Annotated in this window: 11 protein-coding genes; 4 read left to right on the forward strand and 7 right to left on the reverse strand. The window is 69.5% G+C overall.

Annotation, left to right across the window (positions count from 1 at the left end; translation table 11 throughout):
- Positions 1-46: 46 nt before the first annotated feature.
- On the reverse strand, positions 47-2,770 hold the full coding sequence (locus ASC95_RS05695; RefSeq protein ID WP_162250722.1) for a CHASE domain-containing protein: 2,724 nt from the start codon (positions 2,768-2,770) through the stop codon (positions 47-49).
- Positions 2,771-2,877: 107 nt separating this feature from the next.
- Between ASC95_RS05695 and ASC95_RS05700 the strand changes: the two genes are divergently transcribed.
- Together ASC95_RS05700 and ASC95_RS05705 are read left to right on the forward strand one after the other, a co-directional pair.
- On the forward strand, positions 2,878-3,423 hold the full coding sequence (locus tag ASC95_RS05700; RefSeq protein WP_200960072.1) for a DinB family protein: 546 nt from the start codon (positions 2,878-2,880) through the stop codon (positions 3,421-3,423).
- 73 nt (positions 3,424-3,496) lie between these two features.
- The gene (locus tag ASC95_RS05705) at positions 3,497-3,685 is read left to right on the forward strand and encodes an addiction module protein (protein WP_255355205.1); all 189 of its coding nucleotides are present in this window, start codon (positions 3,497-3,499) and stop codon (positions 3,683-3,685) included.
- A 199-nt stretch (positions 3,686-3,884) separates the two neighbouring features.
- On the opposite strand, the gene ASC95_RS05710 is transcribed toward ASC95_RS05705, so the two are convergent.
- Entirely contained in the window at positions 3,885-7,430 is a 3,546-nt protein-coding gene (locus tag ASC95_RS05710) for an indolepyruvate ferredoxin oxidoreductase family protein (protein ID WP_057296753.1), read from the reverse strand.
- A gap of 108 nt (positions 7,431-7,538) precedes the next feature.
- On the opposite strand from ASC95_RS05710, the gene ASC95_RS05715 reads away from it, so the two are divergent.
- Positions 7,539-8,009 carry an Lrp/AsnC family transcriptional regulator gene (locus ASC95_RS05715; RefSeq protein WP_056202791.1) on the forward strand — a complete coding sequence of 157 codons (471 nt, stop codon included), beginning with the start codon at positions 7,539-7,541 and terminating at the stop codon, positions 8,007-8,009.
- Positions 8,010-8,024: 15 nt separating this feature from the next.
- The gene (locus ASC95_RS05720; RefSeq protein ID WP_057296754.1) at positions 8,025-9,035 is read left to right on the forward strand and encodes a sensor domain-containing diguanylate cyclase; all 1,011 of its coding nucleotides are present in this window, start codon (positions 8,025-8,027) and stop codon (positions 9,033-9,035) included.
- On the opposite strand, the gene ASC95_RS05725 is transcribed toward ASC95_RS05720, so the two are convergent.
- The 5 genes from ASC95_RS05725 to ASC95_RS05745 all read right to left on the reverse strand — a co-directional run bounded on the left by ASC95_RS05725 (position 9,007) and on the right by ASC95_RS05745 (position 17,522).
- Positions 9,007-12,276 carry an ATP-binding protein gene (locus ASC95_RS05725; protein WP_057296755.1) on the reverse strand — a complete coding sequence of 1,090 codons (3,270 nt, stop codon included), beginning with the start codon at positions 12,274-12,276 and terminating at the stop codon, positions 9,007-9,009. The two genes, ASC95_RS05720 and ASC95_RS05725, sit on opposite strands and share 29 nt — an antisense overlap.
- Positions 12,277-12,278: 2 nt before the next feature.
- Positions 12,279-13,256 carry an ABC transporter substrate-binding protein gene (locus tag ASC95_RS05730; RefSeq protein WP_057296756.1) on the reverse strand — a complete coding sequence of 326 codons (978 nt, stop codon included), beginning with the start codon at positions 13,254-13,256 and terminating at the stop codon, positions 12,279-12,281.
- A gap of 91 nt (positions 13,257-13,347) precedes the next feature.
- On the reverse strand, positions 13,348-14,319 hold the full coding sequence (locus ASC95_RS05735) for a response regulator (protein ID WP_162250723.1): 972 nt from the start codon (positions 14,317-14,319) through the stop codon (positions 13,348-13,350).
- A gap of 37 nt (positions 14,320-14,356) precedes the next feature.
- The gene (locus tag ASC95_RS05740; RefSeq protein ID WP_235537699.1) at positions 14,357-15,910 is read right to left on the reverse strand and encodes a hybrid sensor histidine kinase/response regulator; all 1,554 of its coding nucleotides are present in this window, start codon (positions 15,908-15,910) and stop codon (positions 14,357-14,359) included.
- A gap of 25 nt (positions 15,911-15,935) precedes the next feature.
- On the reverse strand, positions 15,936-17,522 hold the full coding sequence (locus tag ASC95_RS05745) for a response regulator (protein ID WP_057296759.1): 1,587 nt from the start codon (positions 17,520-17,522) through the stop codon (positions 15,936-15,938).
- Between the last annotated feature and the right edge of the window lie 42 nt (positions 17,523-17,564).

The raw sequence follows: 17,564 nt of genomic DNA on the forward strand, positions 1-17,564 counted from the left end.
CGCGCGGTGCCCGCCTGGCGTGAATACATCCCGGCGGAAACGTTTGCTAACTTGTGCGTGCGCGAGCGCGGCCCGCACGCTTGTTGGCAAACATGGCCTCGTCGGCAACGCGCATCAAGCCGTCCGCCGTCTGGCCGTCCACCGGGAAATGGGCCAGTCCCAGGCTGCTGCCCACGGCCACCTGCTCGCCCGAGCTCAGCGTGATCGGCTGGGACAGGGCGTCCAGCAGCCGGTTCAATACCGGTTCGGCGTCGGCCGGCACGAGCGTCGGCGTCAGCAGCACGACGAACTCGTCGCCGCCCAGGCGAGCCACCGTGTCGCTGGCGCGCAGGCCGGCGTGCAGGCGGGCGGCCACGGCCTTCAGCACTTCGTCGCCGGCGTCGTGGCCATGGCTGTCATTGATCTGCTTGAAGCCGTTCAGGTCGAGATAAGCCAGCGCAAAGACATGGCCGCTGCGCTCGGCGGCGGCAATGGCCTGCTTGAGCCGATCGCCCAGCAGCAGGCGGTTGGGCAGGCCGGTCAATGCGTCGTGCAGGGCCGCGCGCTCCATGCGCGCCTCGTGGGCCTTGCTCTGCGTGATGTCGACCATCATCCACAGCGACTCACCGCCCCGTTCGTTGGACAGGGCCGGCAGCTCGACGCCGGCCATGTCCACCCAGATCAACGAGCCATCCTTGCGCCGCATCTGCAGCTGGGTGCGAAAGCGCCCGCCGGCCTTGAGCTGTGGATAGGCCAGCGCACCCAGGGTCTCGTAGGCGGTGTCGTCGACGTAGAGCTGGCGCACCGGCGCGCCGAGGAGCTCGCCCTCGGCGTAGCCGAACATGCGCTCCAGCGCCTGGTTGCGCCAGACGGTCACGCGGTCCCGCAGCTTGACGATGCCGACCAGATCGCTTTCCAGCATGGCCTCCTGGTCCAGCGTCAGCTGGTGGAGCTGCTGGCGGATGCGGTGGGTCTCGCTGATATCGAACATCACGGAGCGGCTGCGCAGGTAGTTGCCGTTGGCCTCGTAGATGGCCGTGGCCGACAGGCTGACGCGGCGGGCTTCGCCCTGGCGGCCCTTGACGTTGAACTCCAGCTCCGAGATGCGCCCTTCGCGCATAAAGCGCGGGAAGGCCTGGCTGAAGAGCAGGCGGCCCTCGGCATCGAAGAAGTCCGCCGGGCTGGCCAGGCCGATCAGCTCCTCGGCCGTGCAGCCCAGCCAGCTCAGGCCCAGGGCGTTGATCTGCAGGAAGCGCCCGTTCTGGTCCAGTGCATAGTAGGCACAGGGCGCGTTGTCGTAGAGGTCCTGCAGGCTCTGGCGCGCCTCGTCGGCCTGGGCCTGGAGCTGCTTGCGGGCCGTGATGTCGGACTCGATGACCATGAAGCCCGTCAGCGTGCCCTCGGCGTCGTGCAGAGGCTGGACCTCGACGTCCACCCAGTAGTCGCGGCCGTCCTTGGCGCGGCGTATCAGTTCGACCTTGCAGCCCAGTCCAACGCTCATGGCCTCGCGCATGCCGTGCAGCGTGTCTTCGTTGGTCAGCTCGGAGCGCAGCAGGTCGCTCGGCCGCTTGCCCACGGCCTCCGCACTTGCGAAGCCGCTGAGCCGCGTGAAACCATCGTTAACCCAGTTGATGCGGCGTTCGGTGTCGGTGATCAGGACGGCGTTGGTCGTGTGGCTGGCCACCATGGCCAGCCGCGCCAGGTCGGCGGTCATGCCGCGCGCCATCTCCTCGGCGCGCGTGCGGCCGGCGGCCAGCAGATAGACCGTCACCGCCAACAGCAGGCTCAGCAGCGCCCCGCCCAGTTCCAGGCCCAGGCCCGACAGGCCCAGCAGCCGCATGGACGCCTCATGGGTCAGCGCCGTATCGAGCATGAACTCGCGGCCGGCGACCGTGAAGCGCAGCGAATCAGCCGTCGGCGCGTCGCTGAGCCCGTAGTCGGCCGCCTCGGCCGGTGCCAGCGCCTGGCCCGCGCGTGTCGCCAGCAGGGGCTGGAACTCGCCGTCCGTCGTCCGGACGGACAACTTCAAGTCCAGCAACGATGACGCCGGCTCGGCCACGCCGCGCAGCAGGTCGCCGGCCACCAGCGGTGCATACAACAGGCCGAGCAGCGCCGCGTGGCGTTCGGCCGGCGTGCCGGGGTCGTGCCCCTGCAGATAGACCGGCACGAGCAGCAGGAAGCCGGTGCCCTTCAGCGGGTCCTGCACCAGGCGCACGGGAGCGGAAAGAGTCGCCTCGCCGCTGTCGATGGCCTGCTCGATGGCCTGGCGGCGCACCGGGTTGGCGCCGGAGTCGATACCCCAGGCTGAGAAGTTGTGAGAGAACGGCGAGATCTGCGTGACGACGTACAGCGTCGGGTCCTGGCCCGAGCCATGCACGCGGAACTCGGTGCCTCCCTCGCGCTGGCGGGCGGCGACGAAGGCGGCCAGGTCGCGGCGCGCCACCCTCTCGATGAAACCGAAGCCACGCACGCCGGGGAACTCGCGGGGCAGGTCGCGCGACTCGACATAGGCATCGAAGGCCGCGCGGCTGAACTTGCCGTCCAGCGCGGCCAACGCACCTCGTGCGCCCTTGAGGCCGTAGACCGGCATGGTCAGCCGCTTCACGACATCGGCCTGCAGCCGCTCGACCTGGCGCTCCTGCAGACCGCGCGCCTCGGCGCTGGCGCGTTGCTGCTGCCAGATGACGGCGCCGGCCGTCAGAGCCAGGCCGATGGAAAGCACCGCCGCGGCCGCAACCCATGCGGTCGTGCTGACCTTCTCTGACCCGGTATAGCCGTCTCCGATGCGCAAGCCTTGACTCTTCTTGTGGTGCGGCATGCTGCCTGCGTGGCGATTGAAGCATGTCCGGCCCGTGCCGTCAGCCCCATGGCGAAGCCGCCCCGAGCACAATGCCCGCCATGAATATCTTCCTCATCCAGGCCCGCGCCAACCGCCTCGCCAACCGCCGCCTGCTGGGCGCCGTGGCAGCGCTGTCCGACGCCGATTTCCAAGCGCCGCGCACCAGCTTCTTCCCCAGCCTGGCGCTGACGGCCAACCACATCCTCAATGTGGACCATTACTACCTCGCCGCCTTGCAGGGCGACGCGGCCATGCGCCACATCTGGGCCAGTTATGTGCCGGCACAGACAGCGGCCGAATTGGCGGCGCGCCAGGATGAGAGCGACGCGAAGCTGGTCGCCTTCTGCGCAGGCCTGCAGCCGGGAGAAGAGGAGAACATCGTCGCCTTCGACCGCGGTGCCGGCATCGAGAACGGCCCGCGCGAGCCGGTGGGGCGTGTGCTGGCGCATCTTTTCATGCACCAGACCCACCATCGGGGGCAGGTGCATGCGATGTTGGCCGGCACGTCGGTGAAGCCGCCGCAGCTGGATGACTTCATCATGCTGGGCGATGACAAGCATCGTGTGGCGGACATGGCGGCGTTGGGGTGGAAAGAGCCTGTGTGAAGATCGGCGCTCTGTATCGAGGTGCGTCATGCTGATTCCTACCGCCGCTGAACTCGCCCGCCTTGGCCTCTAGTTGCCCCAGGAAGAACGCGAGCGCTTGGTCGATGAATTGCTGGCATCGTTGAATGAGCCGGCGGCCCGGGAGTTGGACGATGCCTGGGCTGCGGAGATCGAACGGCGTCTCGCGGCCTTTGATCGTGGTGAGGTGCAGAGCTTGTCTGCGGATGAAGTTTTCGCCAAGGCTCGTGTGCTGGCGCGGTAATGAACCTGGAAGCTGCCATCGAGCGGGCGTCCCACCATCCGCTAGGCGCGCCCCTTCTCCTCGTGGCACGCGCAGCATGCTGGTCAAAGGGTTTCCATTCAGCATCGTTTATCGCGCCAGCGGCGACGATTTGCTGATCGTTGCTATCGCGCGCATCGGCGGAGGCCAGGCTACTGGAAGGCCCGGGCCGGTTAATCAGTCACAGCTCCGCCACGCCCTTGACCCGCACCGGCATGGCGACCAGCTGCGCGGGCACATCTGCCGTGCGGCCGTGGAAGCGGTCCAGCAGCGCCTGCCGCTGCTTCTTCACTGCGACGACATTGGCGTGCTTCACGTGGCCGTAGCCGCGGATCTTCTCGGGCAGGCGGGCCAGTTCGACGGCGGTGTTCAGGTTGTCGGCTGAGAGGGACGCCAGGATCTCGTCGACGAGCTTCTCGTAGTCGACGATCAACTGGCGCTCCATGCGTCTCTCCTCGGTCTTGCCGAAGATGTCCAGCACGCCGCCGCGCAGGCCTTTCAGCTTCGCCAGCCATTTGAAGGCCGTGAAGGTCCACGAGCCCAGCTCGATCTTCCTGGCGCGGCCGTCGGCGCCGGGCCTGGAGATCAGCGGCGGGGCGAGGTGGAAAGACAGGCGCTCCCAGTTCTCGAACTGATCCTTCATCGCCTTCTCGAAGCGGCCATCGGTGTACAGGCGCGCCACCTCGTACTCGTCCTTGATGGCCAGCAGCTTGGCGTAGTAGCGGGCCACCGCCTGGGTCAGGCGCTGGCCCTTGCCAAGCGCTGACTCGGCGGCGCGTACGCGCTCGACCAGGGCGCGGTAGCGCTGGGCGTAGATGGCGTCCTGATAGTCGGCCAGGAACCGGGCTCGCCGCTCGATCAGTCCGTCAGGGCCGTCGAGCTGGTCGTAGTTGAAGAGCTTGACGACATTGACGTCGCCGGCCAGTCTTGGAATAGCGTCAGGCGCGGCAATGGCCAGGCGGCCCAGCGCGAAGGCCGTCTTGTTGGCCTCGGCGGCGACGCCGTTCAGTTCGATGGCGCGCATCAGCGCCGCTTCGCTGACGGGGATGAGCCCGCGCTGCCAGCAGGCGCCCAGCATGATGATGTTGCTGGGCAGGGTGTCGCCCATCAGGCGCTGCGAGATGTCCTGGGCGTCGATGGTGTCGAGCGAACCCTGCTCGCCGACGGCGAACTTCATCTTGGCCAGCAGCGAGTCGCCCTGCAGGGAAGCATCCGGATTGCGCACGAAGCCGGCGGTCGGCAGCTCGTGCGTGTTGGCGAGGATGACGGTGCGGCCGGCCTTGACGGTGCCCAGCGCATCGGGCGACGCGCCCACCACCATGTCGCAGGCCAGCAGCACGTCGGCCTGCTGGGTGTCGATGCGCACCTGGTTCAGCAGGTCCAGCGTCGGCGCTACGCGCACGAAGGACAGCACCGCACCGCCCTTCTGCGCAAAGCCCATGAAGTCCAGCACCGAGGCCTGTTTTCCCTCGAGGTGGGCGGCCATGGAGACCAGCGCGCCGACGGTGACGACGCCGGTGCCGCCGACGCCCGTGACCAGCAGATCAAACGGCCCCGTCCACTGCCAGGGTGCGGGCGGAGTGATGGCGGCCATCTCACGCGCCAGGTCTTGCGCCGTGTAGCTCCCGCCGGCCTTCTTCTTCAGCACCGGCTCGTGCACCGAGACAAAGCTCGGGCAGAAGCCGTTCACGCAGGAGAAGTCTTTGTTGCAGCTGCTCTGCTCGATGGCGCGCTTGCGGCCCCAGTCGGTCTCGACCGGAACGACGGACAGGCAGTTGCTGGCCACGCCGCAGTCGCCGCAGCCTTCGCAGACGGCCTCGTTGATGAAGATGCGCTTGGGCGGATCCGGGAATTCCTTCTTCTTGCGGCGACGGCGCTTCTCGGCGGCGCAGGTCTGGTCGTAGATCAGCACCGTCACGCCTTCGATCTCGCGCAGTTCGCGCTGCACGGCATCCAGCTCGCTGCGGTCGTGGAAGGTCGTGCCGGCCGGGAACAGGCCGTGGTGGCCGTCGTATTTGCCGATCTCATCGGACACCACCACCAGGCGCTTGACGCCCTCGGCCTCGACCTGGCGCGCGATCTGCGGCACGCTGGTCTGGCCGTCCACCGGCTGGCCGCCGGTCATCGCGACGGCGTCGTTGTAGAGGATCTTGTAGGTGATATTGGTCTTGGCCGCGATGGCCTGGCGGATGGCCAGATAGCCCGAGTGGTAGTAGGTGCCGTCGCCCAGGTTCTGGAAGACGTGCTTCTCCTTGGTGAAGCGCGATTGCGCCGCCCAGTCCACGCCCTCGGCGCCCATCTGGATCAGCCCCGAAGTGCCGCGCTCCATCCAGCTCGCCATGAAGTGGCAGCCGATGCCCGCCAGCGCCCGCGAGCCCTCGGGCAATTTCGTCGACGTGTTGTGTGGGCAGCCCGAGCAGAAATAGGGTTGGCGGCGCACTGCGTCGGCGGCGTTGGAGAGCAACTGCGGCGGCAGGAAGTCGACAACCAGGTGGCGGCGGTCCAGGGCAGGGTTCAGCCGTGCCAGCCAGTCGGCCACAGTGCCCATGATGCGGCTGGGGCGCAGCTCGCCCAGCGCGCTCAACACCGCGCAGCCGTGTTCGTCCGTCTTGCCGACGACGCGCGGGCGCTGGAAGTCGGGCAGGTGGTAAAGCAGCTCCTTGATCTGGCGCTCGACGACCGGGCCCTTTTCTTCGATCACCAGCACGTCGGTCAGGTTGGAACAGAACTCCGTGATGCGCGTCGGCTCCAGCGGGAAGACGAGGCCGACCTTGTAGACCCGCACACCGGCCGCGGCAAGCGCGTTGGGGTCCAGGTCCAGCCGGCGCAGCACTTCCATGAAGTCGTAATGCGCCTTGCCGACGGTCACGATGCCGAGTGTCGCGGCGGGGCTGGTGACGATGTGCTTGTCGATGCTGTTGACCTTGGCAAAGGCCTTCACCGCGTCGATCTTGTGCGCCAAACGCGATTCCAGCTCCAGCGAGGGCAGGTCGACCGACCGGATGTGCAGATTGGTCGGCGCCGTGTAGTCGACGGACTGGGTGAAATCCAGCGGCACCGCGTCCAGGTCCACCGTCATGCCGCTCTCGACAACCTCGGAGATGGCCTTGAAGCCGACCCAGGCGCCCGAGAAGCGCGACAGCGCCCAGCCATACAGGCCGAACTCCAGGTACTCGGCCACATTGGCCGGGTGCACCAGTGGCATGCTCCAGGCCTGCAGCGCCTGGTCGCTCTGGTGCGGCGTACTGCTGGACACGCAGCCATGGTCGTCACCGCAGACGACCAGCACGCCGCCCTGCGTGCTCGTGCCGTAGACGTTGCCGTGCTTGAGCGCATCGCCCGAGCGGTCCACGCCCGGACCCTTGCCGTACCACATCGCAAACACCCCATCGACGGTGCGCTGTGCATCCAGTGCCACCCGCTGCACGCCCAGGCAGGCCGTCGCGGCCAGGTCTTCGTTGATGGCGGGCAGGAACTCGATATGGGCCTTCTCGAGGAACTTCTTGGCCTTCCACAGTTGCTGGTCCACCATGCCCAGCGGCGAACCGCGGTAGCCGGAGACGAAGCCGGCCGTCTTCAACCCGGCGCGCTCGTCCTGGGCCTTCTGCGCAAGCAGCAGCCGCACCAGGGCCTGCGTGCCGGTCAGGAAGACGGCGCCGCTGTTGGCGGCGAGGTTGTCGCTGAGCTGGTAGGGGCGCAGGCTGGGCGTGACAGAGGTGTCGAACATCGGATCTCCTAAGGCGGGAAATTCTTCCCTCCAGACGCCGGAAGAACTTGCCTCAATGCCGGGTCATGACAGGCTCAATGAGATGATTCTTCTCCAAAGAGGGGATTCATGGAAACAAACGAGTTCGACCGCGCCAGCCTGCAGATCCTGGAGGCGCTGCAGCTTGACGCGCGGCTGTCGACCCAGGCCCTGGCCGAGAAGGTCGGCCTGTCGGCCACGCCGGTGTGGCGGCGCGTCAAGGAAATGGAGGAGCGCGGCGTCATCCGCGGCCAGGTCGTGCTGGTGGACCGCGAGAAGATCGGCCTGTCCATCCTCGTGCTCGCCAATGTCAGCCTGGTGCGGCACAGCGAAGGCGCAGTGGAGCAGTTCGAACGCCTGGTGGGCACGCGGCGCGAGATCATCGAATGCCATGCCATCACCGGCGAGGCCGACTACGTCATCAAGGTGGTCGCCGCCGACATGAAGGCCTACGACCTCTTCCTGCAGCAGCACATCTTCAAGCTGCCAGGCGTGTCCAGCGTGCGCAGCAATGTCGTGCTGCGCGAGGTCAAGTACGAGACGGCGCTGCCGGTGGGCTAACCTCAGGGCCTTTTCATGGACTCCTTCTTCGCGCAGCTCACCGACTCCGTCTCGACCGCCCGCACGCTGGAGGAGCTGACCCGGCCGCTGCTGGAGCTGCTGGAGGTGGTGACGGGCATGGAGTCGACGTATCTGACGACGGTCGACCTCACCGAGGGGCTGCAGCATGTCGTCTACGCGCGCAACTCGCGTGAGCTGCAGATTCCCGAGGGGCTCACCGTGCCCTGGGGCGACACGCTGTGCAAGCGTGCGCTGGACGAGGATCGGCCCTACACCGACGACGTCACCGGCCTGTGGGGCGACTCGGGCGCGGCCCGCGACCTGGGCATCAAGACCTATGTCAGCACGCCGGTGCGCACCGAAGGCGGTGCCCTGTACGGTACGTTGTGCGCGGCCAGTGCCCAGCGCCGCCCGATGAGTGGCACGGCCGAGCAGGTGCTGCAGCTGTTTGCCCGGCTCATCGAGCAGCATGTGGAGCGAGAGCGCCTGGTCGAGAAACTGCAGCGCGCCAATGCCGAGCTCAAGACGCAGGCATTGACCGATGCACTGACGGGCCTGCTGAACCGGCGCGCACTGATGCAGGAGCTGGCGCGCCTCACTTCCCTGGCGCAGCGAACCGGCAGCTGGCTGCTGGCCGGCGCCATCGACCTGGACGGTTTCAAACAGGTCAATGACACGCACGGCCACGATGCCGGCGACCGGTTCCTGTGCGGCATCGCCGCCCGCTTGCAGGCAGCTTTGCGCGGCGGCGACGTGCTGGCGCGCATGGGCGGTGACGAGTTCGTTGTCATCGGCCTCGGCCCCAAACTCGGTGTCGATGGCGTGGGCGCGGCGCAGTTGCTGCAGCAAAGGCTGGCGTCGGCCACCGTGGGCTCCTACGCGGCCGGCATGGCCCGCATCGACTACGCAGGCGCCAGCGTTGGCGTGGCCTGCCTGGACCCGCATCAGGCGGGCGCCGAGGAGGTGCTGCGCCAGTCCGACGCGGCGATGTACCGCGTCAAGCTGGCGCGCCGCCAGCAGGGCTGAGTTCGCTCAACGCTGCCTGGAAATCCAGCCGGTCCAGCGCGCGGCGCAGCCGCTCGAAGCCGGCTTCGCCGCAGGCCGCAAGCAGTGCCGGGGCGAGCGGCTGGAACTGGTCCAGCGCGGCCAGGTCATGCGCCTGCAGGGCCTGCTTCAAGCGCGCCAGCGCCTGCGCATCCAGCGGGCGGACCGCGGCGGTCGGCGGGGCGGGCCGGCGGCCTTGCAGCCAGGGTCGGGCCTGCGCCGCCAGCGCCGACAGGCGCTGTGCCACTTCGGCCAGCGCGGCCTGGAAATCCTGTCCGGCGCGGGCCTGGACTTCGCCGCGCTGGGCCGCCTGGCGCAGGGCCGGCGCTGCCAGCAAGCCGGCGCTGCCGCCCAGCTTGTGCAGGCGGGCGGCGGCTTGCGTGGCATCCAGGGGCGCCAATGCCGCCAGGTCCTGGAACTCGTCGAGCAGGCGCTCCAGCAGCCGGGCGAAGAAGTCCAGGTCACCCTGCATGCGCTGGCTGGCCTCGTCACTGTCGATGCCGTCCAGCGCTGGCCAGGGCTCGCCCGCCGGGCTTTCAGCGGCGCGGGCGGCCACCGGCAGGCGCCGACCCTGCATGCGTTCCACCTGCTCGCGCAACTGCTGCACGAGGCCGGCCGGATCAAAGGGCTTGCTGATGAAGCTGTTCATGCCGGCGTCCAGCGCGCGTTGGCGCTCGCTGAGCAGCGCGCCGGCAGTCAGCGCCAGGATGGGCAGTTCGCGCAGGCCGAGCTCGGTGCGGATGCTGCGCGCGGCGGCCAGGCCGTCGAGCACCGGCATCTGCACATCCATCAGCACCGCGTCGAAGCCGCCCGGCTCGGCGCGCAGCCGCGCGACGGCCACGGCCCCGTCTTCGGCCAGCGTGACGACCGCGCCCTCCTGCTCCAGGATGCGCCGGGCCACCTCGAGGTTGATGTCGCTGTCGTCGGCCACCAGCACGCGCACACCGGGCAGGCGCTGCACGGCCGTGGCGGCATGCGCGCTGGCCAGCGGCGGCTGGGCTGTGCCGTGCTCGGCGAGGGCGGCCTGTACGGCGTCGAAAAGCGCCGACACATCGGCTGGCAGGCGCAGCTGCCCCACGCTGGCGCTGCGGCTCATCAGCACACAGGGCAGGGCGGCCAGGCGCTCCTGCAAGACGTGTTGCCCAGCCGAGGGAAGGGTCTGCAGCAGGCGGTGGTCAAGCAGCACCAGATCAGGTGCGGCGCGGCCCAGGCGCTCCATCAGCGCCGCGGCGGCGTCCAGCGGTTCGGCCTGCCAGCCAAGGTCGGCACACAGGCGCTGCAGCGCGTCGCGCTGAGTGGCATCTTCGCTGGCCAGCAGCAGCGTCAGCGGGCGGGCGGCCGGGCCTGGGCCGACCGCGGGCTCGAAGGGCAGGCGCACGATGAAGCGCGTGCCGGCGCCGGGGCTGCTGCTGACGCCGACCTGGCCGCCCATCAGCTCGCACAGCTGCTTGACGATGGACAGGCCCAGGCCCGTGCCGCCGTAGCGGCGCGAAGTGGAGCTGTCAGCCTGCGTGAAGGGCGTGAAGATGCGCGACAGCGCCTCGGCCGGAATGCCAATGCCGCTGTCCTGCACGGCAATCTCGAGCTGCAGCGGCTTGGCGCCGGCAGCGGCGCAGCGTGCACTCAAGACGACCTCACCTTCAGACGTGAACTTGATGGCGTTGGAGACGAGGTTGCTGACGATCTGGCGCAGCCGGGCCGCGTCGCCCAGCAAGAGCGCAGGCAGGTCAGCGTCGAGGTTGAGATCCAACGCGATGCGCTTGGCCTCGGCCTGCGACTGGAACAGGCTGGCGACGTCGCGCAGCAGGGCGCGCGGGTCGAAGGGCGTGGCTTCCATGACCATCTCGCCGGCCTCGATCTTGGACAGGTCCAGCACCGCATTGATGACGTCCAGCAGCGAGCGGCTGGCGCTGCTGACCTTGGCCAGAAGGTCGCGCTGGCCGGCGTCCAGTGGTGTGCGCTCGAGCAGGAAGGTCAGCCCCATGACGGCATTCATCGGTGTGCGGATCTCGTGGCTCATGTTGGCCAGGAAATCGCTCTTGGCCGCGCTGGCCGCATCGGCCGCCTGAATGGCGCGGCGCAGCGTGTCGGCGGCGGCGCGTCGCTCGGTGATGTCCTGCACGGCGCCGACCAGACGGACCACGCGACCGGCCTCGCGGCCTTCTTCTCGTTCGGTGGCGCCAACGGAATGCAGCCAGCGCAGCCTGCCATCTGGAGCCAGCAGTTCCAGTTCCAGGTCCCATCCCTCGCCGGTGCGAGTGGCTGTGGCCATGGCCTGGCGCAGCTTCTGCTCGGAGTCAGGCATGAAGCCGCGCAATACCGCCTCGCTGTCCGGTTCGGTGCCATCCGGCAGCTGATGGATGGCGTGGGTCTGGCCCGTCCAGCTCAGCCGGCCGCTCTCCACATCCAGCTCCCAGCCACCGACGCCCGCCATCTTGCCGGCGCGCTCCAGAAAGGCCTCGTTGCGTGCAAGCTGGCGGTTGCTGTTGCGCAGGGCCGTGTCGCGCTGCTGCAGGGCGGCTGTCATGGCGTCCAGGGCCTGGGACAGCTGGCCGAGCTCGTCCTTGCTCTGCAGGCCGCTGCGGGCAGCCAGGTCACCGCCTTCGACAGCCTTGGCCACGCTGCGCAGCTTGTCGATGGGCGCGAGCACGCGCTTGAGCAGCAGGCCGGCCAGCAGCAGCGTCAGCGTCAGCAGCGTCGCCTGCGTGCCGACCGCCAGCCAGCGCTGGCGCACGGCATCGCGGCGTCGCGACTCGACGAGGTCGCGCGACAGCTCGAAGGCGCCGTCGCTGACGCGGCGCGTCTCGTTGACGAGTTGGTCGGTCAGCATCTCGCGGCGGGCGACACCGTCGGTGTCGATGGTGGCCGACTGCGAGGCCTGGCGCAGCGCGGCGAAGACCTGCGGCAGACCACGGGCCGTGTCCTGCAGGTCGCCGACCTGCTCGGCGCTGGCCGCGTCGGTGCCGGCGTAGTTGGCCAGGGCCTGGCTCAGGCGCTGGTGCACGAGGTTCCACTGCCGGGCGGCGCGTTCGCTGTGGTACAGGCCGTAGTCCTGGGTCAGTACCAGCAGACCGGCGGCGTCGCGCGCGATGACCTCGACCGTCGTGCGCTGCGCGTCGTTGCGCTCGGAGGCTTCGCGCTCGATGGCGATGCTCGTCAGCCGCGCGCCGACGACCAGCAGCGCGGCGATCACGCAGGTCATCAGGGCGGGGCGCAGGCGCATGGTTACTTGACTATCGTCATGGAGCGCGGATCCAGCGCGCGCAGCGGCTCGACGCGCATCAGCTCGAGATAGTCCGGGACGGCCTTGTTCTCCACCAGGCCTTCGCGCACCGCCCAGCGCGACTCGGCCTCCAGCGTTGACAGCAGATTCTGGTCCAGACCAAGGTGGAATTCATAACCGTCGAGCTGGGCGGCGGCATTGCGGGGGTCGACCTTCCAGCGCGCCCCGAGCAGCTCGTGGGCCCGGCCCGGCTGGTTGTTGAGCAGGGCCACGCCGCGTTGCGCCGCCTTGAGCATGCGCAGCAGCGTGTCCTGGCTGAGCCCGGTCTGGGCCACGAGGTTGACCATGACGGTGTAGGGCCGCAGCGTCAACAGCTGCACGCCCTTGGGGCCGAGCTGCTGCAGTGCCTGGGGCCCAGCGGGGCGGTAGAGGCCGGCCGCGTCCACCTCGCCGCGCAGCAGCGGCTCGGCGCCGCGGTTGGGGTCGATGAAGACGAGGTTGACCGAGTCGCGCGGCACGCCATTGACGAGCAGGAAGACGTTGGTGAAGTAGTGGGCGCTCGTGCCGCGCACGACGCCGATGCGCTTGCCGGCGAGATCGGCGGGCGTGCGGATGCCGCGGTCGGCGCGTGCCACCAGGGCCGCGTCGCGCGACGAGGTACCGAAGGTGGCGACGATGTCGAAGCGCTGGCCGGCGTGCAGGGCGAACACCATGGGCGTGTCGGCAACGGTCGCCACCTGCGCCTCGCCGTCGGTCAGGTGCTTGAGGCAGCGCCGGCCGTTGATGCAGCCGATGACTTGCACGTCCAGGCCCTCGGCTGCGAAGAAGCCCTCCTGCGCGGCCAGCTGCATGGGCGCGAACAGCGTCGAGTCGCCAATGGCGATGACCAGGGGAGCTGCCGGCGCCGCGAACGTGGTCGCAGCGAGCAGCAGGCCGGCGAGCCAGCGGCGGAAGGCAGAGGCGCGTTGCGGCAGATGCATCTCAAGGCTCGTGCGGGTCGCGGCGCGTGAGCTCAACCGGCAGCGCCGTCGCCGGCCGTTGCAGGCTGCAGCCTGTCGGGAGCGGGCAACGTCATGTAGCGAGCGGGGGCTCGTGACCGTCGGCGGTCGCGGCGCACACATAGACACGGCCCGCGCCGGCTGCACGCGCTGCCGCCAGCGCAGCCTCGGCGGCCGCGGCCGGGTCGCCCTCGCTGGCCAGCAAGCCGATGCCGATTGCCAGCGTCAAAGCGTCCTCGCCGTTCAGGGCTTGCAGCAGCCGCGCAGCCAGGGCGGCTGCGCCGGCGGCGTTTGTGTCGGGCAGTAGCAGCGCGAAGACTTCATCCCCATGGCGTGCGACCAGGTCGCCGGGCCGCTGCAGCGCGTGCTGGGCCAGGTTGGCCACATGGCGCAACGCGTTGTCGGCGGCGCCTTGGCCGTGGCGCTCGCGGTAGGCCGTCAGGCCTTCGAGGCCGGCCAGCAGCAGGGCCAGCGGCTGGCCGCTGCGGCGGGCGCGGCGGCATTCCAGGTCCAGCTCGTCGTTGAACTGGGCGCGCTCGGCCACGCCGGTCAGCGCGTCGCGGCGGGCCAGGCGCAGCAGGCGCTGGGCGGTGCGGTGCAGGCGCAACTGCATGGCGACGCGGGCGCGCAGGGCCGGGCCGGCGACGGGCTTGGCGACGAAGTCGGCCGCGCCGAGTTCGAAGACGGCGGCCTCGACGCGCGCGTCAGTGTGTTGGGTGACGAAGATGACCGGCACCTCGGCCAGCAGCGGGTCGGCCTTGAGCTGGCGGCAGACCTCGAAGCCGTCGATGCCGGGCATCTCGGCGTCTAGCAGCACCAGCTCGGGCTGCCAGCTCCGCGCGATGGCCAGGGCCTGGGCGCCGTCGGTCGCGAAGCGCAGCTGGCTGTAGCCCGACAGCAGCCGGCCGAGCACCTGGATCATGCCGGGGTCGTCATCGACGAGCAGCACGCGGGCATCCGCCAGGGCCGGCAGCAGGCTGTCGAGCCGGCTGGCCAGAGGGCTGGGTGCGGCGGGGCGGATGGAGCTAGGGAGGGTCAAAGGCATGGCGCAGTCCATTTTGAGGCCGCGCGGTGAAAGCAGGTCAATCCAGCGTGCCTGTGGGTTGGCTGGCCGCCAACAGGATCTCGAAGCGGCAGCCGCGGCCGGGTTGGCTGCGCACCTCCAGCCGCCCGCCCATGGCCTGCACGAGGTCGCGCGTCAGCGTCAGGCCCAGGCCGGTGCCGGGAATGGCCCCACCATCGCGGCCGAGGCGGTTGTAGGGTTCGTAGAGGTGGGCGAGCTGGTCTTCGTCGAGGCCGCAGCCATGGTCCTGCACGGCCAGCACGATCTCCTGGCCGCGGGCTTCGATCTCGACCTCGATGCAGACGCCATCGCCGGCGTACTTGATGGCGTTGGACAGCAGGTTGTCCAGGCATTGACGCAGCCGGCGGGCATCGGCGCGCGCACGCATGGGGGACGCCGGCGGCGGTGCGCGCAGCAGCATGCCAGCGGCCGCGGCCTGGGCGGCGGCCGGCTCGCAGGCCTGCGCGGCCAGCGCATGCAGCTCGACGTCCTGCAACTCGACGCGGAACTGCCCCGACTCCATGCGCGCGACGTCGCTGACGTCGGCGAGCAGCTCCGACAGGTGACCGACGGCGTCGAGGATGTGGGCGAGCTTGTCGGCCTGGCTGGCGCTCATGCGTTCGGCCTGCATCAGTTGGGCGAAGCCCTTGATGACATTGACCGGATTGCCGATCTCGTGGGCGATGTAGGAGAGCATGGACGCGGTCGCGCGGCGCGCGGCGGCGGCCTCGGTCTGGCGGCGCATCAGTGCCTGCTCACGGTCGCGCTCGCGGGTGTCGCGCAGCACGTGCACGGTCAGGGCGTCGGTGCCATGGCCTTCGGTCGAGGTGCTGGCCTCGACCGGCACGCGCTGGCCGCTGGCGCGCTGCACGCAATGGCGGCCCAGCGCGTCGACGATGAGCAGTTCATCCAGGCGCACGCTGAGCGGCTGTGCTTTCACGTTGAGCAGGGCACAGGCGGCGGCATTGGCCATGACGACGCCGCCGGCCGCGTCGACGACGAGGATGGCGTCCTTGCAGGCCTCGACGATGGCGGCGACCCGACCGTCGCTGATCTGGCGGTGGCGGTCGCCCTGGCCGGGATGGCGCTCCAGCGAGCGCTTGCGGTCGACCAGGCGGCGCACGCGGGCGCACAGCACCGGCGCGCTGAAGGGCTTGCGCACGAAGTCGTCGCCGCCCAGGGCCAGCGCGCGGGTCTCGATGCCGGGATCGGCATGCGAGGTCGCGAAGATGATGGGCAGCTCGCCCAGGCCGCGCATGGCTCGCAGCCGGCGGCAGACCTCGAAGCCGTCCATGCCGGGCAGCTCGACGTCGAGCAGGACCAGGTCGGGGCGGTGCGCCTCAGCCAGGCGCAGCGCATCTTCGCCATTGGTCGCGAAGCTGATCTGCGCGAAGCCCTTGAGCAACTGGTCCAGATATTCGATGGCCGCTACGTCATCGTCGACAACGAGCAGATGGATGAGGCCGGCACGCTCGGCCGGCGTGCGGGCCGTGGCGGCGGCTGGGCCCCAGATCAGGTGCCGTTGGGGTAACTGGCGCGCGCCGCGGGGGCTCACCGTGGTGGTATTCATCATGTTCTCTCCCTGAGAATCAATCGAATCAGCGGCCGCCGTGCCGGGCAAGCGCATCGGCCAGGCGGCCGGCGAGCTCAAGGATGTCCAGCGGCTTGGTCCAGTAGTCGTCGAAGCCGGCCTGCATGGCCCGCTCGATCTGGCCCGGCGTCGCGTCGGCGGACAGCGCGATGCACAGCGTGCCGGCCAGGGCGGCGTCCGCGCGCAGCTCCCGGACGACGTCCAGGCCCGACAGGCCCGGCAGGTTGATGTCGGTCAACACGACCACGGGTTTCTGGGTCTTGGCCAGGGCCAGGCCGGCGCGGCCGTCGCCAGCGTGCAGCACGCGCCAGTCGGGGCGGTCGCGCAAGGCCTCCTGCACCAGCAAGGTGTTGAGTGGCTCGTCCTCGATATAGAGCAGGGTGAAGGCATCGTCGGCCTCGGCGCCCGCGTCGAAGCGGCTGGGGCGACCGGGCTCGGCGCGGTCGACGTCCAGCAGGCCGTCAACGAGCTGGTGCAGGCGCTTGGCGGAGTCCAGCACCCATTCGATGCGCTCCTGCTGGCGCGGCGTCAAGGGCTCTTCATGACTGAGCAGCAGCAACTGGCTGAAGCCGATGACGGCATTCAGCGGCGTGCGCAGCTCATGGCTGGCGCGCGACAGGAAAGCGCTCTTGGCGGCGCTGGCCTGTTCAGCGGCGAATTTGTCGCGGCGCAGGTTCTCGATCTCGATGTGCTCGTCGACATCGGCGATGAAGCCATGCCAGAGCACGCCGCCATCGGCCTGCAGCGAGGGGCTGGCGCGGCCGGAACGCCAGGCCGGCCGCTCGGCATCGGGCAGGCAGACGCGAAACAGCCGCTGCCAGGCCTGCTGGTCGGCTTCGGCCTCACGCATGGTTCGCAGCAGCCCAGGCAGGTCCTCGGGGTGCACGCGCTCGGCGAAGGCACGCAGGCCTTGGAGCTGCAGCGGCGCCATGGGGCCGAAGACGTGCTCGGCCTGGCCGCTGATGAAGCCGAGTTCGCCACCGTAGCCGGGTGCGCTGCGGTACTGGAACAGCATGCCGGGCGTCTCGCTGCTGAGGCGGCCGAGCAACTCGGCCTGTGCCTGCAGATGGGTGCGGCTGGCGAGCAGGTCGACATGCTCGCGGCGGTGGGCGAACCACGCGCCGACCGCGTTGGCGATGTCGGCCAGCAGCGTGGCCTGCACGGCGTCCAGGCGGCGCGGCACGGTGTCGCCCACGCACAGGGCTCCCAGCGTCAGGTTGCCCAGGCGGATGGGCAGGCCGGCATAGCTGCGCAGGCGGGTTGCACCGATCACCCAGGGGCTGGTGGCGAAGCGAGGATCGGTCGTGGCGTCGGGCACCTCGAACAGCGTCTCGCCGAGGATGGTGTGGGCGCAGAAGGAGGCCTCGCGCTCGCAGTCGACCACCTCGGTGCCGTAGCGGGCCTTGAACCACATGCGGCGCTCGCCGACGAGGCTGATCAGCGCGATGGGATAGCCGAGCAGGTGAGCGGCGCAGCGCACCAGGCCGTCGAGCACGGCGTCGGGCTCGGGCTGGGCGGGCGGCTGGCTCAGGCCCAGCTCGGCCAGGCACTGCAGGCGCTCGGCCTCGTTGGCGGGGAGTTCATGCGCCCGCATGGACGGCCTGTGAACATGGAGAAACGGGCATCTGGGACTTTC

It is taken from the genome of Pelomonas sp. Root1217 (assembly GCF_001425705.1).
Lineage (GTDB): Bacteria > Pseudomonadota > Gammaproteobacteria > Burkholderiales > Burkholderiaceae_C > Pelomonas.

Excerpts from the sequence above, each read along its gene's own strand:
- ASC95_RS05715 (WP_056202791.1), top strand. The coding sequence starts at position 7,539 with ATGGAAACAAACGAGTTCGACCGCGCCAGCCTGCAGATCCTGGAGGCG.
- ASC95_RS05710 (WP_057296753.1), bottom strand. The coding sequence starts at position 7,430 with ATGTTCGACACCTCTGTCACGCCCAGCCTGCGCCCCTACCAGCTCAGC.
- ASC95_RS05700 (WP_200960072.1), top strand. The coding sequence starts at position 2,878 with ATGAATATCTTCCTCATCCAGGCCCGCGCCAACCGCCTCGCCAACCGC.
- ASC95_RS05720 (WP_057296754.1), top strand. The coding sequence starts at position 8,025 with ATGGACTCCTTCTTCGCGCAGCTCACCGACTCCGTCTCGACCGCCCGC.
- ASC95_RS05745 (WP_057296759.1), bottom strand. The coding sequence starts at position 17,522 with ATGCGGGCGCATGAACTCCCCGCCAACGAGGCCGAGCGCCTGCAGTGC.
- ASC95_RS05735 (WP_162250723.1), bottom strand. The coding sequence starts at position 14,319 with ATGCCTTTGACCCTCCCTAGCTCCATCCGCCCCGCCGCACCCAGCCCT.
- ASC95_RS05730 (WP_057296756.1), bottom strand. The coding sequence starts at position 13,256 with ATGCATCTGCCGCAACGCGCCTCTGCCTTCCGCCGCTGGCTCGCCGGC.
- ASC95_RS05740 (WP_235537699.1), bottom strand. The coding sequence starts at position 15,910 with ATGATGAATACCACCACGGTGAGCCCCCGCGGCGCGCGCCAGTTACCC.
- ASC95_RS05725 (WP_057296755.1), bottom strand. The coding sequence starts at position 12,276 with ATGCGCCTGCGCCCCGCCCTGATGACCTGCGTGATCGCCGCGCTGCTG.